A 22,460-nucleotide genomic window follows, 5' to 3' on the forward strand; every position below is an offset into this window, starting at 1 on the left:
CCCGCACCCCACATCTTGAAGCGGTGCGGAGGAATTGAATGGCTCAGGCGCAAATCGATATCCGGGTGCTGGCCTCGCTGTCTCAGATCACGGCAGAGGACTGGGATGCCTGCGCTTGTCCCGAAACAGCGGACGGCGGGCGTCCGATGGATCCTTTCACGACCCACCGGTTCCTGAGCGCACTGGAAGACAGCGGTTCTGTCGGGCCGGGTACCGGCTGGCAGCCGCAGTATCTGACCGCCTATCAGGAAGGGCGCCTGATCGCCTGCGCGCCGCTTTATGCCAAGGGGCACAGCCAGGGCGAATACATCTTCGACCACAACTGGGCGCATGCCTATGAGCAGGCGGGCGGCCACTATTACCCCAAGCTGCAGATCGCGGTGCCCTTCACCCCTGCCACCGGGCGGCGGTTTCTTGTTCGTCCGGGGTTTGATGGCCTAGGCCATTCAGCGCTGCTGCAGGGGGCAGTGCAGCTGGCATCGGACAATAACCTTTCGTCGCTGCATGTGACCTTCTGCACTCAGGACGAGGCGCGGCTGGGCGAGGAGATGGGGTTGATGCTGCGCACAACGCAGCAGTTCCACTGGCAGAACGATGGCTACACCGATTTCGAGGCATTCATGCGGGCACTGTCCTCGCGCAAGCGCAAGAACATCCGAAAGGAGCGGATGCAGGCGCAGTGTTTTGGCGGTGATATCTGCGTGTACCAGGGCGGAGACCTGCGCCCCGAACACTGGGACGCCTTCTGGGATTTCTATCAGGACACCGGCGCGCGCAAATGGGGCTCGCCTTATCTGACGCGGCATTTCTTTGACATTGCCCACCGGAATATGGCGGATGACATCGCGCTGATTCTGGCGGAGCGCAATGGGCGTTACGTCGCCGGAGCGCTGAATTTCATCGGCCGCAAAACGCTTTACGGCCGTTACTGGGGCTGCGTTGAACAGCATGCCTGCCTGCATTTCGAGTTGTGCTATTATCAGGCTATAGAACTGGCGATTGCCCTGGGTCTTGACCGGGCGGAAGCCGGCGCACAGGGTGAACACAAGCTTGCGCGCGGATACATGCCGTGCCAGACACACAGCTTGCACTGGATCGGCGATCCCGGGTTTGCCGGGGCCGTCGGGCGCTACCTTGAGGCTGAGCGGGCCGCCACCGAGGAAGAGATCGAAATCCTGACCGATTACGGCCCGTTCCGCAAAGCCCATGTGGAGGAGCAAGAATGACGGAGAAACTGTCCGACGCCACCCGCGGCCCGCTGCTGGAGCCGTTGTTCGCCACCGGCTGGGAAATGGTGGACGGCCGCGATGCCATCACCAAGACTTTCAAGTTCAGCAACTTCGCTGATGCTTTTGGCTGGATGACCCGCGCCGCGATCTGGGCTGAGAAGTGGAACCATCACCCGGAATGGAGCAACGTGTACAGCCGGGTGACGGTGGTTCTGACAACCCATGATGTCGACGGGATCAGCGCCCAGGACGCGAAGCTAGCTCGCAAGATGGACGGGCTGTTCGGAGAACCGCAGGAGTGATCCAGGCCGGTCGAAAGGTAAGTCAACAATACTGTCCGAATGTTCCGCGTGCGAAACATTCGGACAGGGTTTCGGGACCTTGTTTTTGCAAAATACTAAGGGGTTGGTGAGGCAGCCGCCTGCTTCGGCGGCCGCCGGGAACCCACGCTCAGCCCATGGTGTCCAGCAGGCCTTCGCCTGCGGACAGCTCGCACTGACCGGGGTTTTCTTCCTTGTTGAGGATTTTCACCTCGCCGTCTTCCACCAGCATTGCATAGCGCAGCGAACGGCCAATTAGGCCCGCAGCAGGGGCGTCCAGGCGCATCCCGATTGCTTCGGTAAAGGTGCATTCGGCATCCGAGAGCATGGTGATGCCGGCTTCGGTGGCGCCGGTGTTGTCACCCCAGATCGACATTACGAAGGGATCATTGCCTGCCAGGCAGATGATTTCGTCAACACCCTTGGCGGCAAATTGGTCCTTGGTGCGGATGAAGCTGGGCACATGCGCGGAATGGCAGGTGCTGGTAAAGGCGCCGGGAACAGCAAAAAGCACTACTTTGCGCCCCTTCAGCTTGTCTGCGAGCTGAACCTGTTCAGGGCCGTTCTCCCCAATCCGTGTCAGTGTCGCGTCCGGCAGCTGGTCTCCAACAGAAATCATTGCACGTTCCTCTTTCTCCTGATTGCGTTTTGGGGCCCCGGGTATATAGGGTCCGGTGAAAGCGTGACGGGAACTATTGCGGGAGGCAAGGGGATATGTCCCACATCGTCGTGATTGGAGCAGGGCAGGCAGGGTCCTCGCTGGTGGCAAAACTGCGCAAAGACGGGTTTGACGGGGAGATCACCCTGATCGGCGCGGAGGAGGCGCTGCCTTATCAGCGGCCGCCGCTGTCCAAGGCCTATCTGCTGGGCGAAATGGAGCTGGAGCGGCTGTTTCTGCGGCCTGAGAGCTTCTATGCGGAAAACAACATCACCCTGAAACTGGCCCAGCGTGTCACCGGGATTGATCCTGCGGCCAAGACCGTGAGCCTGGGGGAAGAAGTGATCTCCTATGATCAGCTGGCGCTGACCACAGGCTCCGACCCGCGCCGCCTGCCTGCCGCAATCGGCGGCGACCTGGATGGTGTCTATGTGGTGCGCGGGCTGACAGACGTGGATGCGATGGCTCCCAATGTGACCGAGGGCAAGCGCGCGCTGATCGTTGGCGGCGGCTACATCGGGCTGGAGGCAGCTGCGGTTTGTGCCAAGCGCGGTGTCAAGGTGACGCTTGTCGAGATGGCCGACCGTATCCTGCAGCGGGTCGCGGCACCTGAGACGTCCGATTTCTTCCGCAGTCTGCATACGTCCCACGGCGTGGAGATCCGCGAGGGTGTCGGGCTCGAGCGGCTGGAAGGCGAAGACGGCAGGGTCGTCCGTGCGTTTCTCAGCGGCGGTGAGGCGCTGGATGTGGACTTTGTTGTCGTGGGAGTCGGCATCACGCCGTCGTCGCAGCTTGCAGAGATGGCCGGGCTGGAGCTGGATAACGGCATCAAGGTGGACGCCAAGGGCCGCACATCGGATGCCTCGATCTGGTCTGCGGGCGATTGCGCCTCCTTCCCGTTCCAGGGCAATCGCATCCGGCTGGAAAGCGTGCCCAACGCCATCGACCAAGCCGAAGTGGTGGCGCAGAACATGCTGGGTGCGGACAAGGACTATATCGCGACCCCTTGGTTCTGGTCGGATCAGTACGATATCAAACTGCAGATCGCGGGCCTCAACACCGGTTACGACAATGTGGTCACCCGCCAGGGCGAGGGCAGCCAGGTCTCCTTCTGGTACTACAAGGGGGACCAGCTGGTGGCAGTCGACGCAATGAACGACCCGCGCGCCTATATGGTGGCCAAGCGGCTGATCGATGCAGGCAAGACCGCTGACAAGTCAATCGCGGGCGATCCTGCCGCGGACCTGAAGCCGCTCCTGAAGGCGTGAGGATCATCGCAGGAGACTTCCGCGGCCGGGCTCTCGCCGCGGTGGGCAAGGGGGATGCGGGCGCCCATCTGCGCCCCACCACCGACCGTGTGCGCGAAAGCCTGTTCAATGTGCTGATGCACACGGGCGCCATTCCCGGCGCCCGGGTGCTGGACCTGTTTGCAGGCACCGGCGCACTGGGTCTGGAGGCGCTGTCGCGCGGTGCAGCAGAAGTTCTGTTTGTCGATGATGGCCGTGTGTCCGGCGGATTGATCAAAAAGAACATCGCGATTTGCAAGGCCGAAGACCGCTGCACCCTTGCGCGCCGGGATGCGTTGAAGCTGGGGCAGAACCCGGATGCGCCCTATGATCTGGTCTTTCTGGACCCGCCCTATGGCAAAGGGCTGGGAGAGAAGGCGCTGGCCGCTGCTGTGGCGGGCGGCTGGGTGGCGGATGACGCGCTGGTGATTTGGGAGGAAAACACCCCGGTGGCCGCGCTTAAGGGGTTCGAGCTGCACGATAGCCGCAAATACGGCGATACCCATATCACCCTGATGTGGCGGGATGTTTCGGGTTGAAACAAGCCGGGCGGGAGATTGCTCACGGCTGGTTTGCTGCAGCCGGTGCGCTACTCTAATACAAAACTGGATGTAAATTTGCAGGCCGCGCGTGCAGGGCCAATTCTGCGATGAGGTGCCGTTGCATGCCCAAGACGTTTCCAACCCCGAAGCTGGTAATTTTTGACTGCGACGGCGTGCTTGTTGACAGTGAACCGGCTTCGAACCAAGCGCTGGCAGACAACCTGTCCCGCCATGGGCTTCCGCTGACGGTGGAACAATCGATGGCGCATTTTGTTGGCGGCACCATGACCGGGGTGATGCAGACGGCCCGCAGTTTGGGCGCCAATCTGCCGGACAATTGGATCGAGGAAATCTACGACGAAACCTATGCGTTGCTGAGGCAGGGGGTGCCGCTGGTCCAGGGCATACCCGATTTGCTGGCGCGGCTGGATACACAGGGCATCCCTGTCTGCGTTGCCTCCAATGGCAGCGAAGAGAAGATGCGCACCACCTTGGGCCAGAATGGGTTGTGGGAGCGGTTCCACCCGCAGGCGATGTTCTCGGCGCATTCGCTTGGGGTTGCCAAGCCTGAACCAGGCCTGTTTCTGGCGGCGGCCAGTCATTTCGGGGTACAGGCCCGCGACTGCCTGGTGATCGAGGACAGCGGCAGTGGCGTGACCGCAGCTGTGCGCGCGGGCATGCGCTGCCTTGGTTATGCGCCGCAGGGCGGCGGCAAGAAGCTTGCTGCGCTGGGAGCTGAAGTTTTCACCAACATGTCAGAGGTGCCGGCGCTTTTGTCGATCTGAGGCTGTTATGGTATGATCCCGCGCATGGAACAGACCATGCGCGCACCAATCCTGCGGTACTCAAAAGACGCAGAAACGCAGAGCCGGCCTAAGCCGGAAAGGCTGCAGGCGCCGCTGTTCATTCAGGATGCGGTGACACCGTTTGGTGATGGGACGCTGTTGCTGGCGCTCTGGCGGTTTCAGGAAGCTGAGGGTCGGGACAACGCGAAGTCCTGACCGGATCAATCTTTCATCTGGCTGAAAAAAACCTGGGGTGCGGGGGGGTGGCCCCCGCTGCCGTTCTTGCGGCTTAGCCGTAAGTCGGGTGGAACTTGCCCGCAGGCGACAGGGTGAAAATCTCCGCCCCGTCTGAGGTTACCCCGATCGAATGCTCGAACTGCGCCGACAGCGACTTGTCACGGGTAACGGCGGTCCATTCGTCAGCCAAGATCTTGGTCTCCGGGCGGCCCAGGTTGATCATCGGCTCGATGGTGAAGAACATGCCTTCCTCCAACACCGGTCCGGTGCCGGGGCGGCCATAGTGCAGCACATTGGGCGGCGCATGGAATACGGTGCCCAGTCCATGGCCGCAGAAGTCGCGCACCACGCTCATCCGCTGCGCTTCGGCATAGGTCTGAATCGCATGACCGATGTCGCCGAAGGTGTTGCCGGGCTTCACCGCCTCGATCCCCATCATCAGCGAATCATGGGTGACCTGAATGAGCCGCTCCGCCTTGCGGCTGAGCTTGCCTGCAACGAACATCCGGGAGGTGTCGCCGAACCAGCCGTCGACGATCACGGTTACGTCAATGTTCAGGATATCGCCATCCTTCAGCTTCTTGTCGCCAGGGATGCCGTGGCAGACCACATGGTTAACCGAGATGCAGCTGGCGTGCTGGTAACCCTTGTAGCCGATGGTGGCCGACTTGGCGCCCGCGTCCTCGACCATTTGGGTGATGATGCGGTCGATCTCGCCGGTGGTCTGGCCCGGGAAAACATGCGCTGCGATATCATCCAGAATGCGCGCGGCAAGCGCACCCGCCTTGTGCATGCCGGCATAGTCGCCGGCTTCATGAATGCGGATGCCGTCCTTGGTAGTGCGGCCGTCTTTCGATCTCATCACGCAGAGCTCCATTACGTTCTTTGCGTAGCTATGTAAGGGGTTCCGGCCAAAAGGGCCAGAGCGGGGTTGCGGGAACTTTTGCCGCTCTGATGCGTTTCTTTGGCTGGAGAATTGAGTTGGCAGCAAGGGGAAAACAGCGGCATGGAAAGCTTCAATAGCCTGATGCAATCTGAAATCTACGATGGAAAGTCGCTGGCCGATCTGGTCACGCTGGAGTTTCTGGCGCAGGCGCTGGGCAACGTGCTGGCTGCAGTGGTCATTTTGCTGGCCGGCTTCATCGTTGCGGGGTGGGTCAAGCGGCGGATCGTGAAGTTGGGCGATACCAATGCCAAGCTGGATGTGACCTTGTTCCATTTCCTGGGCAACCTGGCCCGCTATGTCATCCTCGCCTTTGCAGCCTTGTTTGTGCTCAATACCTTTGGTGTCAAAACAACCTCCATCGTGGCGGCCATCGGTGCTGCGGGCTTGGCCATCGGACTGGCGATGCAGGGGGCGCTGTCGAATGTGGCGGCTGGCGTGATGATCATACTTTTCCGCCCGTTCAAGCTGGGCGATTTCATCGCAGTGGACGGCGAGATGGGCACGGTGCATGAAATCACCTTGAACAACACCGTGATTGCAAGCCTGTCGAACCTGAAGGTGATCATCCCGAACTCCGAGGTTTGGGGCAACACGATCACCAATTACTCCTCGTTCGACACCCGCCGCGCCGAGTGGACCTTTGGAGTTGGCTACGCCGCCAATCTGGCTACTGCGGAACAGGTGATCCGGGAGACAATCATGAGCGACGGCCGGTCGCACAGAGACCCGGAGCCGTTCATCCAGGTGAATGAGCTGAACAGCAGCTCGGTTGATTTCCTGGTGCGCGTTTGGGTCGATGCAGAGGAGTACTTCCAGTACCAGGCTGACATGAAGCGCAAGGTGAAGGAAGCGCTGGATGAGGCGGGAGTGGATATTCCGTTCCCGACCCGCACGCTGATCCAGGCCCAGATAGAGCATGAGGAGGAGCGCTCTGAAAAGCAGGTGGGTCAGGCAGCCTGAGCTGCCGCCCTGCCCGTGCCGTTAAGTGGATGAGAGCGGCCCGGCGACCTCGACACCCTGCGGGGTAATCCGCGTGCCCAGCACCAGCTTTTCCACCCCGGCAGCCTTGGCGCTGGCGAAAGCACCCGCGTAGGCCGGATCGATATCGGCGGCCAGTTGGAACCGCTCGCAGTCCGTGCGCTGCACGAGGTAGAGCATGATGGCCCGGTGCCCCTGCGCCACCATGTTTGCCAGCTCCCCCAGATGTTTGGTGCCGCGGGCTGTGACGCTGTCGGGAAATTCAGCGAGACCGGGCTGACGCGACAGGGTCACGCTTTTCACCTCCACATAACAATCGGGCAGGCCGTCCTGCTGCAGCAGGAAGTCTATGCGGCTATTTTCGCCGTATTTCACCTCGGGGCGTATCGTTCTGTAGGAAGAGAGTCCTGCAACTTCGCCAGCTTCCAGTGAGGCCCGCAGGGCGCGGTTCGGCACCGAGGTGTCGACTCCGGTGAAGTGGCCGTTCTCGTGCTCCACCAGCCGCCAGCCGAATTTAAGCTTCTTCTTGGGGTCATCATTGGGTTCCAGCCAGATCTTCATGCCCGGTTCCGCCAGCCCCAACATACTGCCGGGGTTGGCGCAATGGGCGGTGATTTCCTGCCCGTCTTCCAGTCGGCAATCGGCCAGGAAACGTTTGTAACGGCGGATCAGGGTGGCGGGGATCAGGGGCTGGGCAAAGTTCATGACAGATGACTATCCCAGCCCCGTCCGGTGGCAAAGCGCTTAGTTGCGGCCGGCCATAACGCCGCCGTCGACATCCCAGACGGCGCCGGTGACCCAGGCAGCCTGATCGGACAACAGATGCACAACGGTGGCCGCAATGTCAGCCGGGCGGCCGACGCGCCCAATTGGATGGAAGGTGTCAAAGCCAGCTGTCAGCGTATCTTCGATCTGCGCAGGGTCGATAAAGGCGCCGTAAATCGGGGTGACCACAACCGAGGGGGCCACCGCGTTCACCCGGATGCCGTGGTCCGCCAGTTCCATCGCCAGGTGCTGGGTCAGGGCATGCAGGCCCGCCTTGGCCATGGAATAGGCCGAGCTGGGTGTCGCCTTGATCGCCTGTTTTGCCCACATGGAGCCGATATTGACGATGGACCCGCCGCCGTTGCCTGCCATATTGGCAGCCACCGCTTGGGTCAGGAAGAAGGCGGCGCGGTTCAGGCCCATGTAGCGGTCGTAGTCTTCTGCCGTGTGCTCAAGGAAAGGCTTGGGGGCAAAAACGCCGGCAGCATTGACCAGCTTGCTTAGGTGGCGGCTGTCTGCCTTCAGTTCTGCCGCCAGTGTCTGGACAGCTGTGAAATCCATCAGGTCGATTTGCCGGGCCTCGGCGAGGGTCCCGAGCTCAGTCTTGGCGGTCTCAAGCTTGGTCGCAGAGGAGCCCAGCAGGGTGACATGTTGTCCCGCTTTCACCAGCCGGCGGCCCGTTTCCAGACCCATTCCCGAGGATCCGCCGATGATCAGTGCGGTTTCAGTCGTCATAGTGATTCTCCTATCTATCAGTAGGTAGATAGATGTGGATTGTGCCGCCTGCCGTCAAGACCTATCTGTAGGTAGGTAGATAGGCGGGGGTGAGCATGGCAAAGCCGGACACAGCGGAACGCATCCTGGACATCGCGGAGAAAGCCGCGCGGACAGGTGGCTACAACGCCTTCAGCTTCCGTGAAATTGCGGCAGAGATTGGTATCAAATCGGCCTCTGTCCACTACCATTTCCCGACCAAGGAAGCCTTGGGCGAGGCGCTGGCGGAGCGGTATTCTGACCATTTTTTCAAAATCTTGGGTGATCCCCAAGGGGCGGCGCCTAAGGAGTTGCTCAAGCGCTATGTTGCGGCGTATGGCGCGGCCCTGAAACAGGACGGGCTAATGTGCCTGTGCGGTGTTTTCGGGGCTGAGATTGCTGACCTGCCGCCGCCAGTCGCAAGTGCGACTCGGGCCTTTTTTGCCCGTAACCTGGAATGGCTGCGGCAAGTTTACCTGTGCAAAGGGTTGAAACGGGACGAAGCGGATCGGGCGGCGGCACATATGATCGCCACGCTGGAAGGCGCGATGATTCTGGCCCGTGCCATGGGGGATGCGGCGCCGTTCGACGCTGCAGTTGCCGGGCTTACCTAGTCGCTTTGGCTCTTGTGCCGCCTTTCAGGCAGGGTATTTTCGCATTCAGCCAAGGGAGATGCCCATGCCTGCAACGACCAACCCAACTGCCGCCATGCTGGTTATCGGCGACGAGATCCTGTCCGGTCGCACCCGCGATGCCAATATGCATTACCTGGCGGGAGAGCTGACCAAACATGGCATCGATCTGAAGGAAGTGAGGGTGGTGAGCGACGATGAGGTGGCGATCATTGCCGCGGTCCGGGCGCTGTCAGGCGCTTTTGATCATGTGTTCACCAGCGGCGGCATCGGGCCGACCCATGACGATATCACTGCGGATTGCATCGCCAAGGCGTTTGAAACACATCTGGGCGTGCGCGATGACGCAAAAGCGATTCTGCAGGCGCATTACGACACCCAAGGGCTGGAGATGAACGAGGCGCGGCTGCGGATGGCCCGCATTCCTGAAGGAGCGGGCCTGATCGACAACCCGGTTTCAGCAGCACCTGGGTTCACTATCGGCAATGTGCACGTGATGGCGGGCGTGCCGATGATTTTCCAGGCGATGGTGGCGAGCGTGATGCCGACCCTGACCGGCGGCCGCCCGATGCTGTCGCAGACCCTGCGGGTCCAACGCGGCGAAGGTGAAATCGCGGCACCGCTGCGCGCCTTGGCGGAGGCTTATGCCGATCTGTCGGTGGGCTGCTACCCGTTTCAGAAAGACGGCGCGTTCGGCGCCAATATCGTGATCCGCGGCACAGATGGCGCGCGCATTGACGCGGCGATGACCGAGCTGGCAAAGGAGCTGGAGCAGTGACCACAGATCCCCGTTACTATGGCGTGACCGAGGCGACCTGGCCGCCGGCTTCGCTGCGCGAACTTGGGCCTGTCACCCTGCGCGAAGGGCAGGGCGGCGGCAGCCGTGTGTCGGCAGCGACGGTGAACGGTGCAGCGTCTGACGCGGAGATTGCAGCAGCTGAGGACGCGATGCGCGCCATGGGGCAGGATTGCCTGTTCATGATCCGTGACGGCGAGACAAAGCTGGACGCGCAGCTGGAGGCGCGTGGATATGCGGTGAAGGATCCGGTCAATCTCTGGACCTGCCCGGCGCAGCGGCTGACGGATGTTCCGGTGCCGCGTGTCACCGCCTTTTGCGTCTGGGAGCCGCTGGCGATCCAGCGCGAGATCTGGGAACAGGGCGGCATCGGGCCGGAGCGGCTGGCGGTGATGAGCCGGGTGCAGGGGCCCAAGACGGGGCTGCTGGCCCGCCACAGGGACAAACCGGCTGGTGCTGGTTTCGTGGCGGTGCATGACGGAGTGGCGATGGTGCATGCGCTGGAGATCCTGCCGCATCAGCGCCGGGCCGGCATGGGCGCCTGGATGATGCGCCAGGCGGCATTCTGGGCGCTGGAGAACGGCGTCGGCGAACTGGCAGTTCTTTGCACGAAACGTAACGCGGGCGCCAACGGGCTTTATTCTTCCCTCGGCATGGACTGTGTTGGAGAGTATCACTACCGGATTTTGCAACAAGGCGATTGAACGCGATGAGTGACCAGACCCTTCCCACTGCTCTTGATTTGCCAATGGTGGACCCGCTGCCGCCGGAGACGCAGAAATATTTCGATATCTGTGTCGAAAAACTGGGCTTTGTGCCGAATGTGCTGAAGGCAAATGCCTTTGATATTGATAAGCTCAATGCTTTTACCGCCATGTACAACGACCTGATGCTGGCGGAAAGCGGCCTGAGCAAGCTGGAGCGGGAAATGATTGCGGTTGTGGTCTCCTCGATCAACCGCTGTTTCTATTGCCTTGTAGCCCACGGCGCGGCGGTGAGGCAGCTATCGGGGGACCCGCAGCTGGGCGAGATGCTGGTGATGAATTACCGGGTGGCGCCGCTGGACGCGCGTCAGCGGGCGATGCTGGATTTCGCCGCAAAGATGACTACCGCCAGCGCGGAGATTGAGGAGGCGGACCGTCAGGCCCTGCGTGATGAGGGCTTCAGCGACCGGGATATCTGGGACATCGCCAATGTCGCGGGCTTCTTCAACATGTCGAACCGGGTGGCCAGCGCCACCGCAATGGTGCCCAATCCGGAATATCACAGCCAGTGCCGTTGAGACGTTTGATTGCAGTGGCGGCGGCATTCCTGCCCGGAATACTGACTGCAGCGGAGCTTACCCTGCCGGCCGGTGCGGCTGCCATTTCCGAACGGGCCACGGCGCTTGGCGTCTATCAGCTGCCAATTGGCCCCGAAGACGCGGACAGGGTGCCGTCAGAGCGGTTCGAGGGGCAGATCMCCCGCCGCACCTGGCGTGTTGAAGGCAGCGGCACGGTTCTGCAGATCCTGGCACCTCTGCGGGAGCAGCTGGCAGACCAGGGCTTTGAAGTGAAGCTGGACTGTGCCGCGCGTGATTGCGGCGGCTTCGGTTTCCGGTTCGGGATCGAGGTGGTGCCGGCGCCGGATATGATGGTGGATATCTCGCGCTACCATTTCCTGTCGGCTGCCAAGGACGAGGCGGCGGTTTCTGTCCTGGTGTCGCGGGCGGGCGGCGCGGCCTATGTTCAGGTGATCAGCGTGCAGCCGCCCGGCGCGGCGGCGCCCGCGGTGGTCAAATCCGCTGAGCAGGCACAGGAAGACCCGGTGCGGCCGGTGGAACTGGCCAAGGTGCTGGAGGTCCGCGGCCATGCGGTGCTGACCGACTTGGTGTTCGACAGCGGCTCCACGCGGCTTCAGGACGGCAGCTACGCCAGCCTGCGCGCGCTGGCTGCTTTCCTGGCGGCAAACCAGCAATACAGGCTGCTGCTGGTCGGCCACACCGACACGGTTGGTTCCCAGGAGCAGAATGCCGCGATCTCCGAACGCCGGGCGCAATCGGTAAAGGAGCGGCTGGCCGGGGCCTATGGCGCCGAGGAGGCCCGTATTGACGTGGCCGGGGCAGGCTATCTGGCGCCGATTGCCAGCAATCAGATCCCTGAGGGCCGCGAAGCCAACCGGCGGGTAGAGGCTGTGCTGCTTGGAAACTGACGGCTGGTAAAACTTGACCCGGTGGGCTGTCAGCGGCGGCGCATGCCGCGCGGGCTGCGCTGGTACATGGCTTTGAACTGGCGGGAAAACCCTGGCAGCGAGGCAAATCCCGTTGCCAGGGCCACTTCGGTAACCGGCATGGCAGTGTTTTGAAGCAGCTCGCGCGCCCGCTGCAGGCGTGTCTGAAGATAGGCCGCCTGCGGTGTCATGCCCAATCCGTGTTTGCAGCGCAGGCGCAGCGCTTTGAGGCTGAGGCCGAGACGCGCGGCAATGTCCCGCAGCGCCAGGGGCTCCTGCAGGTTGTCCAGCATCAGCTGCTGCATCTGGCCCAGAATAGGATCTGCTGAAGGTTGCAGGCGCTGGCGTACTTCCGGCGGCCGGATCGAACCATGCGCCATGTCTTCGGAGGTGGCTGCCGCCAGCCCGTCCGGCCCGGTGTCCGCGACCCAGGCCAGCATCGCATCGCCGGTGGCGGTGCCGCCCACGGCGGTCAGCCGGCGGCGGCCGAAACAATAGATATTGTCGCTGACTGCGATGCCGGGCCAGCGCTCGCGGAACCCCGCCTCGGCTTCGTGATGCAGAACTGCCTCGTGACCGTCCAGATAGCCCAGCTGGGCCAGCACCACGGTGCCGGTGTCGATGCCGCCCAGTGTCGCGCCTACGCGCGCAGCCCGTGCCAGATAGGCGCGCAGCCCCTGCGGCAGGTGGTGCAAAGGGTCGTAGCCGGCGCAAAGCAGCACCAGATCAGGCGGTTCTCCAAGGTCCCAGCCGCTGCGGTCCGGGGTGGCCAGCCGTCCGCTGGAGGCAGGCACCGGCGCCTGGGTGACGCTGAGTGTCTCCCATGTGTACAGCGGGCGGCTGGCATTCTTGTTGGCAATGCGCAGGGTTTCGGCGGCCAGCACATAGGCTAGCATCTGGAACTCAGGAAACAGGATGAAGCTCACCTTTGGCATGCTAGGACGTTACGTGCAAGTTTCGGGCGTTTCCATGCAAATAATGCAGTCTCCCGGCAGCTAGGATTCCTCCAGTCACAGGAAAGGAAACGCCAATGACCGTCATGACCCCGACCCCGCTGCAGGGCCGCCCGGCCAATTGTTCGGACGCCGAATGGGAGGTTCGCTGCGAGCTGGCTGCGATTTACAATGCGCTGGTGAAATACCGGCTGACCGATCAGACCAACCAGTGGCACGCGATCCGGGTGCCGGGCGAGGAAGCGCTGATCACCCATCACTATGGCTGGATGCATGAGGAGGTGACCGCCTCCAACCTGATCAAGGTCGGGTTTGACCGGGTGAACCACAACCCGGACAACGGCGAGCCGAACCCCTCGGCCACCGAAATCGGCAAGCTGTTTTTCGAGGCGGAGCCGGAGAAGAATTGCATCATGCATATTCACACCAAGGCAATCATGGGGGTGTCGGCCCAGACCGGCGGGGKGGGCCCCTACAGCCAGGCCTATCTGATGATCGGCGGCGGCGATGTGCTGGGGTATACGGATTACGAGTTCGAATGCACCGAAGATTTCCTGAACGGACTGCTGGATTCCGGCCGCGGCAGGAAGGCGGTGGTGGAAGCCTGGCACGGTGCTTTTGTATTCGGTGCGACCGCGGGCGAGGCGTTCTTCCGCTCCTTCTACCTGGATCAAGCCTGTGCGGTGCAGCTGGAGGTGCAGAAAGCCGCGGCCTGCCCGGGGGTGGAAATCCGCACCATCCCAGAGGCGGAGCAGAAGCGCCATCTGCGCGATATGGCCGCCAGCGACTGGTACGGCTACGAGGGCGAGCTGGAGTGGCATGCCATCCGCCGCCGCCTGGATGCAGAGGCGCCGCACTACAAGAGCTGACCAAGCCGCCATTTCACCTGCATAGTGCTTCCGGGCCTTGGCCGCAGCTTCGCAGGTGCCTCAGAAAGCCTTGGGCATGGCGGCGCCCCGAAGCGGCGCTTGACCCAACGCGATCTGGTCAGTCTGTAATTGGCAGGGGACGGGCGTGAGCCTTGCGGTTCCCCAGTATTTTTCTCTGTTGCAGCCCCTGCAAAAAGAAGCCCCCGCGAGTGGTGCGGGGGCAGGTCTACGAGGGAGGTCTTGTTCCGGTTTTCCGTTGAACCGGTTCAGGTTTTCCATTCGGACGGGTCGCGGTCCGCAAAGGCCGCAACCAGGAAGTCGATGAAGGCCCGCACCTTGGGCTGGGTGAACTTGCCAGGCGGGTAGACGGCATAAATGCCTTGGGTTTCCACCGGCAGGCTGGGCATCACGTCCTCGACCAGCCCCTCCTCCATCGCCGCGGAGTAGAGGTAGCTGGGCAGATAGGCGATGCCAAGGCCGGAAATCGCGGCGTTCAGGAGCGATTGCCCGTCATTCACGGACAGCCAGCCGGAGGTGCGCACCTGGCGCTTTTCGCCCGAGGGCGCGGTGATCTTCCAGACGTTGCCGCTGGACTGGCTGGAGTAGTGCAGCAGCTTGTGGGCGTTCAGTTCATCGATTTTCTGCGGCCGGCCGAATTTCTCCAGATATTCCGGAGAGGCAATCATGCGCTTGGTGGTCTCGGTCAGCTTGCGGGCGCGCAAGCTGCTGTCCTCCAGCTCGCCGATCCGTACGGCCATGTCGAAGCCCTCTGAAATCAGCTCCACATAGCGGTTGTTCAGCACCATGTTGACGGTGATGTCTGGAAAGTCTCGCAGGAAATCCGACAATACCGGCGACAGGTGGTTTACACCGAAGTCGGTGGCAACGGAAATCCGCAGCAAACCGGAAGGTGCCGATTGCATTGAGGTTACCAGCGCATCCGCTTCGCCGGCATCATTCAGGACCCGGCGTGCGCGGTCATAATAGGCAAGGCCGATCTCGGTCGGAGACACCCGGCGGGTGGTGCGGTTCAGCAGCCGTGCGCCGAGGCGGGCCTCAAGACTGGAGACATGTTTGGAGACGGCCGACTTGGAAATCCCCATTTTCCGGGCGGCGTCAGTGAAGCCGCCCTGATCCACCACATTGGCGAAGGCCTCCATTTCCATCAATCGGTCCATATTCACCCATCCTCGTAAAGCAGCGTTGCCTCGAAACTGACGGTGAATTCGGGCAAGAACGGGGCGGAGGTGGGATAATTGCGAGGTTTCGCGGTTATCGTTTGCGTTGTGGAAACGGCCGCGGCAGGGCGGGGGTGAACATCTTGAGAAGGTTAATGAAACCTTAAATCACTAGCCTGATTGTCAGTATCCACAGCGGCAGGGTTACCGCACTGAGCAGGGTGGATTGCGCAATAAGTGTGGCAGCCAGAGTGCGGTCGGCGCCAAAGGCGGATGCGAGCACATGAGCGGCGGAGGCTGTCGGCAAGGCTGAAAACAGCACCAGCACTGCGGCGAAGCCGGGATCACTTCCCAGCAACAGGCAGGCAGCCAGAACGATGGCTGGCACCAGTACCAGACGTACCAGGCAGAGGTAGCCGTTGAAGAAATCAAGCCGTGCGAGCGCGCGCCAGTTCATGGTGGCACCGATCGACAGCAGTGCAATCGGGATCGCGGCATGGGCCAGCATTTCGGCCGGCGCCAGGATCGGCGCAGGAATCTTGTAGCCGGAAAGCCCCACAGCGACGCCTGCGACGGATGCTATTAGAAACGGATTGAGCGCGATTTTTGCCGCAGTCTCACGCAGTGACAGGCTGCCGCCGCGCGATAGGGCGGTGACGGCCATGACATTGGCCACCGGAACGGCCATCCCGATGGCAACTGCCATCTGGCCGGTCAGCTCCTTTCCGATTGAGGGCAGCGCGACAAAGGCAATGGCCGTATTGAAACGCCAGGCGGCCTGCCAGGCACCTGCAAAGTCGAGGAATTTTTGCGGGCCGAACCGCCGTGCCAGAAAGCCCAAGCCAGCCGCAAGAGCCAGGATGCTCCAGACTGCGGGCCCGATCCGGCCGAGGTCTGTTATGGCAATGGGGCGGCCGCTGGCGGCAAAGAACAGCAGCGCGGGAAACAGCACTTCAAAGTTCAGTTTATCCAAGCCTTGCCAGGCTTGCGGTGACAGCCGCCTGCGTACCAGCCCGCCAAGGGCCACCATCAGGAAGCTGGGGGTCAGGCCCATCAAAATGACTGCGAATACCACGCTTGTCCTCGCCTTGCGGTTCAGGTGTGACACTGCCGCCCTCGGATAGCGCGGGCAAGAGGAATGGAGGGCGGCACGGTGGGCTTCTGTGAAGATGACGCAAAATTGTGCGTTCGCGGCGACCCAAGGGTTTGCTGCCGCTTTCCGGTCGCCTAGCTTTACTTTGTTTATTGAACAAATTGTCGGAGGACCCGCTATGAAAGTTTTGCTTGCCGCCACCGCCGCCGCCGCCCTGTGTTTGGCTGCACCGCTTGGGGCTCAGGAGCGTACGCCATCGCACCCGGATGCCAAGGTTTATTTTGTGAATCTGAAGGATGGCGATACCGTTGCCTCCCCAGTGTCCGTGGTATTCGGTCTTTCCGGCATGGGGGTCGCCCCCGCGGGAACGGAAAAAGAGCATACCGGCCACCATCACCTGCTGATTGACCGGCCAGCCATTGGTCAGGGGGAAGATGGCACGGATGAGCTGCTGTACGGATTACCTGCGGATGAGCACCACGTGCATTTCGGCGGCGGGCAGACTGAGGCCGTCATTGATCTGGCTCCGGGCCGCCACACGCTGCAACTGGTGCTTGGCGATGCCAGCCATGTGCCGCATGACTCGCCCGTGGTGTCCGAGGTCATTACCATCAACGTGGAGTGACGCTTCGGTGTGCGGCGAAGCATCCGGCAGCTGAGGCGGGTTAGGCAGAACGTCCTGAACAGACAAAGGACCTGTCATGCTGACCTGCATCATCCGCTATCACATAGATCCCGCCAAGAAGGAGCAGTTCGAACAATACGCCCGCAACTGGGGCCAGGCGATTCCGCGCTGCGGGGCTGACCTGGTCGGCTACTATGCGCCGCACGAGGGCTCGTCGACCTTGGCCTACGGCATCTACAACGTGGACAGCCTGGCGGCGTATGAAGCCTACCGGGCGCGGCTGGCGGCAGACCCCTTGGGGTGCGAAAATTACGAGTTCGCCCAGAGGGAGCGGTTCCTGCTGCGTGAGGATCGGACCTGGCTCAAGCTGGCTTCGACGCCGCATGGGGATGGATGAGAGGTATTCAGATGATTGCCGTGATATTCGAAGTGGAGATCGCCGCAGGGCAGAAGGATGCCTATCTGGAAATTGCTGCAGACCTGCGCAGCCTGCTGGAGGAGATTGAGGGTTTCATCTCTGTTGAGCGGTTTCAGAGCCTGAGCGTACCTGACAAACTGCTGTCGCTGTCCTTTTGGGAGGACGAAGCGGCAGTGCAGCGCTGGCGCCATCTGACGGAACACCGCGCAGCACAGAGAAAAGGCCGGGCTGGAATCTTTGCAGATTACAGGCTTCGGGTGGCGGGGGTGATCCGGGATTATGGCATGTCGGTGCGGGAAGAAGCCCCGGCAGACAGCATTGCGGCTCACGGCCGAACGCTTTGCGAACCCGGCGCCTGAAGGGGAGCGGGGACGCTCCCACCCGCCTTGGGCGCATTGAAAATGCGCTGCGCCCGTTCGGCGCAACACCGCGCGGAGCGCGGTGCCATCCGGCGCGGCGCCCGGCCCAACTGCGGGCCGGGCCTGAAAGGGGCGGCGGCCGCAGGCGGGAGGACGTCTGCTGCCTTACAGGCTGGCGGCCAGGCGGGTGCCCTGGTTGATCGCGCGCTTGGCGTCCAGTTCCGCGGCCACATCAGCGCCACCGATCACATGGGCAGAGATCCCGCGCGCGGCCAGATTATCAGCCAGAGACCGCTCAGAGACCTGGCCTGCGCAGAGCACGATGGTGTCCGCCGGGATCACCCGCGGGTTTTCGCGGGCTTCGCCGAAGCTCACATGCAGGCCCTCAGCGTCGATCCGCTCGTAGTTGACGCCGCCGACGAATTCCACCTCCTTCATCTTGAGCGTTGCCCGGTGGATCCAGCCGGTGGTCTTGCCCAGCCGCTTGCCGTGGCGTTCGGCCTTGCGCTGCAGCAGTGTCACCTGGCGGGCAGGGACCGCGGGCTGCGGGCCCTCGGGCGCCAGGCCCGCGCGGTGCTCTGCCGGGTCGGCCACGCCCCATTCCTTCATCCAGGCGGGCAGGTCGGTGGTGGGGCTGTGACCCTCTTCCAGCAGGAATTCGGAGACGTCAAAGCCGATGCCGCCGGCGCCGACCACGGCGACCCGCTGTCCCACCGGTTTCTTGTGGCGCAGAACGTCAATGTAGCTGAGCACATTGTCCTGGTCCTGGCCGGGAATGGCGGGGTCGCGAGGGGKGACGCCGGTGGCGATCACCACTTCGTCGAAGCCGGTCAGATCCTCTGCCGCAACCTCGCGGCCCAGCTCCAGAGTGATGCCGGCGTCTGCCACCATGACCCGGTACCAGTCGACCAGCCCCCAAAATTCTTCCTTGCCCGGCACCTGCTTGGCCATGTTGAGCTGGCCGCCAATTTCATCGGCGCGGTCGAACAGCGTCACTTGGTGGCCGCGCTGGGCAGCAGTTATGGCAGTGGCGAGGCCCGCGGGGCCTGCGCCGACGATGGCAACGGTCTTGGAGGTCTCAGCAGACTCAATCATCAGCTCGGTCTCATGGCAGGCGCGCGGGTTCACGAGGCAGGAGGTCAGCTTGCCGCTGAAGGTATGGTCGAGGCAGGCCTGGTTGCAGGCAATGCAGGGGGCGATCTGGTCCGCCTGTCCGGCCTCCGCCTTGGCCACGAAATCCGCATCCGCCAGCATCGGCCGGGCCATTGACACCATGTTGGCGCAGCCATCGGAGAGCACCTGCTCGGCCACTTCCGGAGTGTTGATGCGGTTGGAGGTGATCACCGGGATGCCGACCTTGCCCATCAGCTTCTTGGTCACCCAGGCAAAAGCCGCGCGAGGAACCGAGGTGGCGATGGTCGGGATGCGCGCCTCGTGCCAGCCGATACCGGTGTTGAGGATCGTCGCTCCGGCCTTTTCGATCTCCTGTGCCAGCTGCACGACTTCCTCATGGGTTGAGCCATTTGGCACTAGGTCGATCATCGACAGGCGGTAGATGATGATGAAATCACGGCCTACGGCCTCGCGGGTGCGGCGCACGACCTCGATCGGCAGCCGCATACGGTTTTCATAGGAGCCGCCCCAGCGGTCGGTGCGCTTGTTAGTGTGGGTGACCAGGAACTGGTTGAGGAAATAGCCCTCCGATCCCATGATCTCGATGCCGTCATAGCCCGCTTCCTGTGCCAGCCGGGCGGCGTTCACGATGTCAGCGATCTGCTTTTCGATGCCATCCTCGTCCAGCTCATGCGGCGGGAAGGGGGAAATCGGAGATTTCACCGGGCTGGGCGCGACGCATTTGGGGCCATAGGCATAGCGGCCCGCGTGCAGGATCTGCATGGCAATTTTGCCGCCAGCATCATGCACCCGGTTTGTCACCACCCGGTGGTTCTCGACGTCCTTGGCGGTGGTCATCATCGAGGCGCCCGGCAGCACCGAGCCTTCCAGGTTCGGGCCGATCCCGCCGGTCACCATCAGCGCCACCCCGCCGCGGGCGCGGGCAGCATAGAATTCGGCAACCCGGTTCCAGTCGCCGGTTTCCTCAAGCCCGGTGTGCATCGAGCCCATCAGCACCCGGTTCTTCAGCGTGGTAAAGCCCAGATCCAGCGGGGCAAGCAGGTTGGGGTACGCAGTCATCTTGAAACTCTCCCTGGCAGTTGCCCCTAGGATCAAGGGCGCAGACCGCCTTGTCACGGGCAAACGCCGCGTCACCCCCTTGCGTGCCCCGGCGGCAAGCGGTCTAAGGTTGTGAAAACCCATGCCGAGGAGAGGCTGATGACGCCGGAAGAGATTGCCAAGCTGCCCTACCGCCCCAACGTCGGCGTGATGCTGATCAATGCCGAGGGCGCAGTGTTCGTCGGCCAGCGCAAGGACCGCTACAAAGATGCCTGGCAGATGCCGCAGGGCGGAATCGACGCGGGCGAAAACCCGCGGATTGCGGCGCTGCGCGAGCTGGAAGAAGAAACCGGTGTGGCGCCTGACCTGGTCGAGATCATCGCCGAAAGCAACGGCTGGCTGCCCTATGATCTGCCGCATGACGTGGTGCCCAGTTTCTGGGGCGGCAAATACCGCGGGCAGGAGCAGAAGTGGTATCTGATGCGGTTCCTCGGGACAGATGATCAGGTCAATATCGAGACGGATGATCCGGAGTTCTCGGCTTGGTGCTGGCAGCCGGTGGAGAGCCTTGTGGAGAAGATCGTGCCGTTCAAGCGCGAGGTCTATGCGCGGGTGGTGGCTGAGTTCCGGGAGTATCTGTGAGATGGATTTGCGAGCCTGTTTTCGACCTGCCGGAATCGGTGCCGCCCTGACCACATGTATTCTGACTGTTGCAACCGGCCCCGCCTTAGCTCTCAGTTGCCTGCCTTGGGGGCCTGCCGATGCCTATCTGCACGCTGCGAATTCGGACAGTGTCTATAATGTCATAGCAGGTGAGCTGCGGTTTGACGAAAGCCTGCTGCCAAAGCCTCATTCGGGCAATCTCAATGATACTCCCCCGCTGACCCGCATTCCGGCGCAGCTGTCGGGCAAGATGCTGGACGGCAAGTATTTCTCAACCCGGGTCAGTGTGCCTGCGGTGGTTGAGGTGGAGTGCCTCGGGCCCTGGTGCGGTGGGTTGAAATCCGGTGCGGACTATGTGGTTTTTGCAGAGCAGCGCGGGCAGGAGCTGGTAGTCCGGGCGAATACCTGCGGCGGGTTCGCGTTTGACGACACGTCCAATGTGCGGCGGCAGGTGCTGGATTGCCACCACGGCAAGGCTTGTGAACCTGCCATGCCGCGGTGATGCCGCTTATTCCGCAGGGGTTGCGGCGCGTTTAATGCGCCACCGGAGCCGCGCTTGGCCGAGCCAGAGGCTGAACAGTGCTAGGGCGGCACCAAGGATCTGGTTGGGCGTCAGAGATTCCCCCAGCAGCAACCAGCCCAGGATCACCGCAGTCAGCGGGCTGAGCACACCCAGCAGCGAGACCTGCGACGGGTCGATCCGTGCGAGGCCGCGGAACCAGAGGATGTAGGTCAGCGCGCCGCCGATGAGGCTCATGTAGGCAAGGCCCAGGATATTGGCAGCCGTGAAGACCGGCATTTCCGGCACCATCCACAGCGCAACAGGCATCAGCAGCAGCCCGCCTGCAGTCAGCTGCCAGGCAGTGAAGGTGAGGGGCGCTACCGGCGGTTGCCACTTCCGGGTCAGAACAACGCCGGCAGCCATTGAAAGCGCACCGCCCAAGCCAGCCAGCACACCCAAAGCGTCGAGTTCGGCCGCGGGCGTGAGGACCAAGAGGGCAACGCCGGCTATGCTCAACATAGCGGCGGCGATTGCAGCGGCACGTATTTGCGTTTTCAGCAGAAGCGCTGACAGGAATACCACGGCCAGCGGCTGCACCGCGCCCAGCGTGGCGGCAACGCCGCCGGGCAGGCGGTAGGCGGACAGGAACAGGAGCACCCAGAACAGCGAGAAGTTCAATGCGCCAAGCACCAGCAGCTTGGGCAGCCAACTAAGCGGGGGCAGCTGGCGCACCATGACCAGCAGCAACAGGCCCGCGGGCAGTGCCCGTAGAAGTGCCACAACCAACGGGGAGTGGCCGGGAAGGAAAGTTGTCGTCACGAAATAGCTGCTGCCCCAGATGGCAGGGGCCAGCGCAGTCAGCAATAGGGTCCGGATTGGCATAGGTGTCTCCTTATCTTGATGTCGAGATATGTGCGATTTGTCTTGACGTCAAGATTTAATGGCCTAAACCGGCAGCATGGATCATGTGGATTTTATTACCCAGCAATGGGGGCAGGAGCGGCCGGACCTGGATGTGACGGCTATGGGCGTGATCGGCCGGGTCGCGCGGCTGTATCTGGCGTATCAGCGCGAAATGCATAAGACCTTCGTGGAGTTCGGGTTGAATGCGGCCAAGTTCGATGTTCTGGCAACGCTGCGCCGGTCCGGGGCGCCTTACATGCTGTCGCCGGGCGATCTGCTGAAGGCGACGATGGTTGCGTCGGGCACGATGACCAACCGTATTGACCGGCTGGAGGCGGACGGGCTGGTAAAGCGCGAGGTAAACCCGGAGGACAGCCGCAGTTTCCTTGTCGGGCTGACAGAGGAGGGGTTTGCCCTGATTGACCGGGCTGTCGCCGCACATGTGCAAACCCAGGCACGGTTGCTGGAAGGCATGAGCGCGCAAGAGGTAGGGGCGTTTACCGCGCTCTTGGGACAAGCCCTGGCAGCAGCTGAAGGCTGAGGCCGCAGATTATTTGAGTGCCAGCCGCAGGCAGCCTACGCGGGGCGGC

28 protein-coding genes are annotated in these 22,460 nt (G+C 62.4%); 19 read left to right on the top strand and 9 right to left on the bottom strand.

Annotated elements, in window-relative coordinates:
• Nucleotides 1-38: 38 nt before the first annotated feature.
• Together A9D60_RS00430 and A9D60_RS00435 are read left to right on the top strand one after the other, a co-directional pair.
• Entirely contained in the window at nt 39-1,226 is a 1,188-nt protein-coding gene (locus tag A9D60_RS00430) for a GNAT family N-acetyltransferase (RefSeq protein ID WP_065265770.1), read from the top strand.
• Entirely contained in the window at nt 1,223-1,531 is a 309-nt protein-coding gene (locus A9D60_RS00435) for a 4a-hydroxytetrahydrobiopterin dehydratase (RefSeq protein WP_065265771.1), read from the top strand. The genes A9D60_RS00430 and A9D60_RS00435 overlap by 4 nt, the downstream gene beginning before the upstream one ends.
• Nucleotides 1,532-1,679: 148 nt before the next feature.
• On the opposite strand, the gene A9D60_RS00440 is transcribed toward A9D60_RS00435, so the two are convergent.
• On the bottom strand, nt 1,680-2,168 hold the full coding sequence (locus A9D60_RS00440; protein ID WP_065265772.1) for a peroxiredoxin: 489 nt from the start codon (nt 2,166-2,168) through the stop codon (nt 1,680-1,682).
• Between the two features lie 95 nt (nt 2,169-2,263).
• Between A9D60_RS00440 and A9D60_RS00445 the strand changes: the two genes are divergently transcribed.
• The 4 genes from A9D60_RS00445 (at nt 2,264) to A9D60_RS00460 (ending at nt 5,036) form a co-directional block, all read left to right on the top strand.
• A complete protein-coding gene (locus A9D60_RS00445) occupies nt 2,264-3,475 on the top strand; it encodes an NAD(P)/FAD-dependent oxidoreductase (RefSeq protein WP_065265773.1) in 1,212 nt (403 codons plus the stop codon).
• Nucleotides 3,472-4,032: a 16S rRNA (guanine(966)-N(2))-methyltransferase RsmD gene (rsmD, locus tag A9D60_RS00450; protein ID WP_065265774.1), complete on the top strand. Its 561-nt coding sequence runs from the start codon at nt 3,472-3,474 to the stop codon at nt 4,030-4,032. The genes A9D60_RS00445 and rsmD overlap by 4 nt, the downstream gene beginning before the upstream one ends.
• A 125-nt stretch (nt 4,033-4,157) precedes the next feature.
• Complete coding sequence (locus A9D60_RS00455) at nt 4,158-4,820, top strand: HAD family hydrolase (RefSeq protein WP_065265775.1); 663 nt, start codon at nt 4,158-4,160, stop codon at nt 4,818-4,820.
• A 24-nt stretch (nt 4,821-4,844) separates the two neighbouring features.
• A complete protein-coding gene (locus A9D60_RS00460) occupies nt 4,845-5,036 on the top strand; it encodes a hypothetical protein (protein WP_065266049.1) in 192 nt (63 codons plus the stop codon).
• A gap of 73 nt (nt 5,037-5,109) precedes the next feature.
• On the opposite strand, the gene map is transcribed toward A9D60_RS00460, so the two are convergent.
• On the bottom strand, nt 5,110-5,919 hold the full coding sequence (map, locus tag A9D60_RS00465; RefSeq protein WP_065266050.1) for a type I methionyl aminopeptidase: 810 nt from the start codon (nt 5,917-5,919) through the stop codon (nt 5,110-5,112).
• Between the two features lie 144 nt (nt 5,920-6,063).
• Here map and A9D60_RS00470 point away from each other — a divergent pair, with 144 nt between their 5' ends.
• Nucleotides 6,064-6,963 carry a mechanosensitive ion channel family protein gene (locus tag A9D60_RS00470; protein ID WP_065265776.1) on the top strand — a complete coding sequence of 300 codons (900 nt, stop codon included), beginning with the start codon at nt 6,064-6,066 and terminating at the stop codon, nt 6,961-6,963.
• A 21-nt stretch (nt 6,964-6,984) separates the two neighbouring features.
• On the opposite strand, the gene sfsA is transcribed toward A9D60_RS00470, so the two are convergent.
• Together sfsA and A9D60_RS00480 are read right to left on the bottom strand one after the other, a co-directional pair.
• Complete coding sequence (gene sfsA / locus A9D60_RS00475) at nt 6,985-7,686, bottom strand: DNA/RNA nuclease SfsA (RefSeq protein ID WP_065265777.1); 702 nt, start codon at nt 7,684-7,686, stop codon at nt 6,985-6,987.
• 39 nt (nt 7,687-7,725) lie between these two features.
• On the bottom strand, nt 7,726-8,481 hold the full coding sequence (locus A9D60_RS00480) for an SDR family NAD(P)-dependent oxidoreductase (protein ID WP_065265778.1): 756 nt from the start codon (nt 8,479-8,481) through the stop codon (nt 7,726-7,728).
• Between the two features lie 95 nt (nt 8,482-8,576).
• Here A9D60_RS00480 and A9D60_RS00485 point away from each other — a divergent pair, with 95 nt between their 5' ends.
• The 5 genes from A9D60_RS00485 to A9D60_RS00505 all read left to right on the top strand — a co-directional run bounded on the left by A9D60_RS00485 (nt 8,577) and on the right by A9D60_RS00505 (nt 12,117).
• The gene (locus A9D60_RS00485; RefSeq protein WP_065265779.1) at nt 8,577-9,113 is read left to right on the top strand and encodes a TetR/AcrR family transcriptional regulator; all 537 of its coding nucleotides are present in this window, start codon (nt 8,577-8,579) and stop codon (nt 9,111-9,113) included.
• A gap of 64 nt (nt 9,114-9,177) precedes the next feature.
• Entirely contained in the window at nt 9,178-9,909 is a 732-nt protein-coding gene (locus tag A9D60_RS00490) for a competence/damage-inducible protein A (protein WP_065265780.1), read from the top strand.
• Nucleotides 9,906-10,631, top strand: coding sequence for a GNAT family N-acetyltransferase (locus A9D60_RS00495; RefSeq protein ID WP_065265781.1), 726 nt, complete (start codon nt 9,906-9,908; stop codon nt 10,629-10,631). The genes A9D60_RS00490 and A9D60_RS00495 overlap by 4 nt, the downstream gene beginning before the upstream one ends.
• Before the next feature lie 5 nt (nt 10,632-10,636).
• The gene (locus A9D60_RS00500) at nt 10,637-11,209 is read left to right on the top strand and encodes a peroxidase-related enzyme (protein WP_065265782.1); all 573 of its coding nucleotides are present in this window, start codon (nt 10,637-10,639) and stop codon (nt 11,207-11,209) included.
• Entirely contained in the window at nt 11,200-12,117 is a 918-nt protein-coding gene (locus tag A9D60_RS00505; protein ID WP_083194053.1) for an OmpA family protein, read from the top strand. Before A9D60_RS00500 ends, A9D60_RS00505 begins: the two co-directional genes overlap by 10 nt.
• A gap of 29 nt (nt 12,118-12,146) precedes the next feature.
• Here the strand turns inward: A9D60_RS00505 and A9D60_RS00510 are convergent, their stop codons facing one another.
• On the bottom strand, nt 12,147-13,070 hold the full coding sequence (locus A9D60_RS00510; RefSeq protein WP_065265784.1) for a GlxA family transcriptional regulator: 924 nt from the start codon (nt 13,068-13,070) through the stop codon (nt 12,147-12,149).
• A 95-nt stretch (nt 13,071-13,165) separates the two neighbouring features.
• On the opposite strand from A9D60_RS00510, the gene A9D60_RS00515 reads away from it, so the two are divergent.
• Nucleotides 13,166-13,957, top strand: coding sequence for a class II aldolase/adducin family protein (locus A9D60_RS00515; RefSeq protein WP_065265785.1), 792 nt, complete (start codon nt 13,166-13,168; stop codon nt 13,955-13,957).
• Between the two features lie 266 nt (nt 13,958-14,223).
• Here A9D60_RS00515 and A9D60_RS00520 read toward each other — a convergent pair whose 3' ends face one another.
• Together A9D60_RS00520 and A9D60_RS00525 are read right to left on the bottom strand one after the other, a co-directional pair.
• A complete protein-coding gene (locus A9D60_RS00520; RefSeq protein ID WP_039181294.1) occupies nt 14,224-15,135 on the bottom strand; it encodes a LysR family transcriptional regulator in 912 nt (303 codons plus the stop codon).
• A 163-nt stretch (nt 15,136-15,298) separates the two neighbouring features.
• Entirely contained in the window at nt 15,299-16,189 is an 891-nt protein-coding gene (locus tag A9D60_RS00525; RefSeq protein ID WP_065265786.1) for an AEC family transporter, read from the bottom strand.
• A gap of 217 nt (nt 16,190-16,406) precedes the next feature.
• On the opposite strand from A9D60_RS00525, the gene A9D60_RS00530 reads away from it, so the two are divergent.
• The 3 genes from A9D60_RS00530 (at nt 16,407) to A9D60_RS00540 (ending at nt 17,630) form a co-directional block, all read left to right on the top strand.
• Entirely contained in the window at nt 16,407-16,853 is a 447-nt protein-coding gene (locus tag A9D60_RS00530; RefSeq protein WP_065265787.1) for a DUF4399 domain-containing protein, read from the top strand.
• A 76-nt stretch (nt 16,854-16,929) separates the two neighbouring features.
• Nucleotides 16,930-17,250: an NIPSNAP family protein gene (locus A9D60_RS00535; protein ID WP_065265788.1), complete on the top strand. Its 321-nt coding sequence runs from the start codon at nt 16,930-16,932 to the stop codon at nt 17,248-17,250.
• Nucleotides 17,251-17,261: 11 nt separating this feature from the next.
• Nucleotides 17,262-17,630, top strand: coding sequence for an antibiotic biosynthesis monooxygenase family protein (locus tag A9D60_RS00540; protein ID WP_065265789.1), 369 nt, complete (start codon nt 17,262-17,264; stop codon nt 17,628-17,630).
• 165 nt (nt 17,631-17,795) lie between these two features.
• On the opposite strand, the gene A9D60_RS00545 is transcribed toward A9D60_RS00540, so the two are convergent.
• On the bottom strand, nt 17,796-19,823 hold the full coding sequence (locus A9D60_RS00545) for an NADPH-dependent 2,4-dienoyl-CoA reductase (protein ID WP_065265790.1): 2,028 nt from the start codon (nt 19,821-19,823) through the stop codon (nt 17,796-17,798).
• 138 nt (nt 19,824-19,961) lie between these two features.
• Here A9D60_RS00545 and A9D60_RS00550 point away from each other — a divergent pair, with 138 nt between their 5' ends.
• Both A9D60_RS00550 and A9D60_RS00555 read left to right on the top strand, forming a co-directional pair.
• A complete protein-coding gene (locus tag A9D60_RS00550) occupies nt 19,962-20,444 on the top strand; it encodes an RNA pyrophosphohydrolase (RefSeq protein ID WP_065265791.1) in 483 nt (160 codons plus the stop codon).
• Between the two features lies 1 nt (nt 20,445).
• Nucleotides 20,446-20,967 (top strand): hypothetical protein, encoded by a 522-nt coding sequence (locus A9D60_RS00555; RefSeq protein WP_065265792.1) that lies wholly within the window; start codon nt 20,446-20,448, stop codon nt 20,965-20,967.
• A gap of 6 nt (nt 20,968-20,973) precedes the next feature.
• Here the strand turns inward: A9D60_RS00555 and A9D60_RS00560 are convergent, their stop codons facing one another.
• A complete protein-coding gene (locus A9D60_RS00560) occupies nt 20,974-21,849 on the bottom strand; it encodes an EamA family transporter (protein WP_065265793.1) in 876 nt (291 codons plus the stop codon).
• A 76-nt stretch (nt 21,850-21,925) separates the two neighbouring features.
• Between A9D60_RS00560 and A9D60_RS00565 the strand changes: the two genes are divergently transcribed.
• The gene (locus A9D60_RS00565) at nt 21,926-22,411 is read left to right on the top strand and encodes a MarR family winged helix-turn-helix transcriptional regulator (RefSeq protein WP_065265794.1); all 486 of its coding nucleotides are present in this window, start codon (nt 21,926-21,928) and stop codon (nt 22,409-22,411) included.
• The last annotated feature ends 49 nt before the right edge of the window (nt 22,412-22,460 follow it).

The organism is Leisingera sp. JC1, from assembly GCF_001679925.1.
Classification (GTDB): Bacteria; Pseudomonadota; Alphaproteobacteria; order Rhodobacterales; family Rhodobacteraceae; genus Leisingera.

What these genes read in the sequence shown, in the direction of transcription:
- A9D60_RS00435 (WP_065265771.1), top strand. Translation starts at nt 1,223, where the DNA reads ATGACGGAGAAACTGTCCGACGCCACCCGCGGCCCGCTGCTGGAGCCG.
- A9D60_RS00490 (WP_065265780.1), top strand. Translation starts at nt 9,178, where the DNA reads ATGCCTGCAACGACCAACCCAACTGCCGCCATGCTGGTTATCGGCGAC.
- A9D60_RS00520 (WP_039181294.1), bottom strand. Translation starts at nt 15,135, where the DNA reads ATGGACCGATTGATGGAAATGGAGGCCTTCGCCAATGTGGTGGATCAG.
- A9D60_RS00430 (WP_065265770.1), top strand. Translation starts at nt 39, where the DNA reads ATGGCTCAGGCGCAAATCGATATCCGGGTGCTGGCCTCGCTGTCTCAG.
- A9D60_RS00500 (WP_065265782.1), top strand. Translation starts at nt 10,637, where the DNA reads ATGAGTGACCAGACCCTTCCCACTGCTCTTGATTTGCCAATGGTGGAC.
- A9D60_RS00485 (WP_065265779.1), top strand. Translation starts at nt 8,577, where the DNA reads ATGGCAAAGCCGGACACAGCGGAACGCATCCTGGACATCGCGGAGAAA.
- A9D60_RS00535 (WP_065265788.1), top strand. Translation starts at nt 16,930, where the DNA reads ATGCTGACCTGCATCATCCGCTATCACATAGATCCCGCCAAGAAGGAG.
- A9D60_RS00470 (WP_065265776.1), top strand. Translation starts at nt 6,064, where the DNA reads ATGGAAAGCTTCAATAGCCTGATGCAATCTGAAATCTACGATGGAAAG.
- sfsA (WP_065265777.1), bottom strand. Translation starts at nt 7,686, where the DNA reads ATGAACTTTGCCCAGCCCCTGATCCCCGCCACCCTGATCCGCCGTTAC.
- A9D60_RS00540 (WP_065265789.1), top strand. Translation starts at nt 17,262, where the DNA reads ATGATTGCCGTGATATTCGAAGTGGAGATCGCCGCAGGGCAGAAGGAT.
- A9D60_RS00525 (WP_065265786.1), bottom strand. Translation starts at nt 16,189, where the DNA reads ATGGGCCTGACCCCCAGCTTCCTGATGGTGGCCCTTGGCGGGCTGGTA.
- A9D60_RS00445 (WP_065265773.1), top strand. Translation starts at nt 2,264, where the DNA reads ATGTCCCACATCGTCGTGATTGGAGCAGGGCAGGCAGGGTCCTCGCTG.
- map (WP_065266050.1), bottom strand. Translation starts at nt 5,919, where the DNA reads ATGAGATCGAAAGACGGCCGCACTACCAAGGACGGCATCCGCATTCAT.
- A9D60_RS00560 (WP_065265793.1), bottom strand. Translation starts at nt 21,849, where the DNA reads ATGCCAATCCGGACCCTATTGCTGACTGCGCTGGCCCCTGCCATCTGG.
- A9D60_RS00455 (WP_065265775.1), top strand. Translation starts at nt 4,158, where the DNA reads ATGCCCAAGACGTTTCCAACCCCGAAGCTGGTAATTTTTGACTGCGAC.
- A9D60_RS00530 (WP_065265787.1), top strand. Translation starts at nt 16,407, where the DNA reads ATGAAAGTTTTGCTTGCCGCCACCGCCGCCGCCGCCCTGTGTTTGGCT.
- A9D60_RS00550 (WP_065265791.1), top strand. Translation starts at nt 19,962, where the DNA reads ATGACGCCGGAAGAGATTGCCAAGCTGCCCTACCGCCCCAACGTCGGC.
- A9D60_RS00460 (WP_065266049.1), top strand. Translation starts at nt 4,845, where the DNA reads ATGGAACAGACCATGCGCGCACCAATCCTGCGGTACTCAAAAGACGCA.
- A9D60_RS00565 (WP_065265794.1), top strand. Translation starts at nt 21,926, where the DNA reads ATGGATCATGTGGATTTTATTACCCAGCAATGGGGGCAGGAGCGGCCG.
- A9D60_RS00510 (WP_065265784.1), bottom strand. Translation starts at nt 13,070, where the DNA reads ATGCCAAAGGTGAGCTTCATCCTGTTTCCTGAGTTCCAGATGCTAGCC.
- A9D60_RS00555 (WP_065265792.1), top strand. Translation starts at nt 20,446, where the DNA reads ATGGATTTGCGAGCCTGTTTTCGACCTGCCGGAATCGGTGCCGCCCTG.
- A9D60_RS00480 (WP_065265778.1), bottom strand. Translation starts at nt 8,481, where the DNA reads ATGACGACTGAAACCGCACTGATCATCGGCGGATCCTCGGGAATGGGT.
- A9D60_RS00440 (WP_065265772.1), bottom strand. Translation starts at nt 2,168, where the DNA reads ATGATTTCTGTTGGAGACCAGCTGCCGGACGCGACACTGACACGGATT.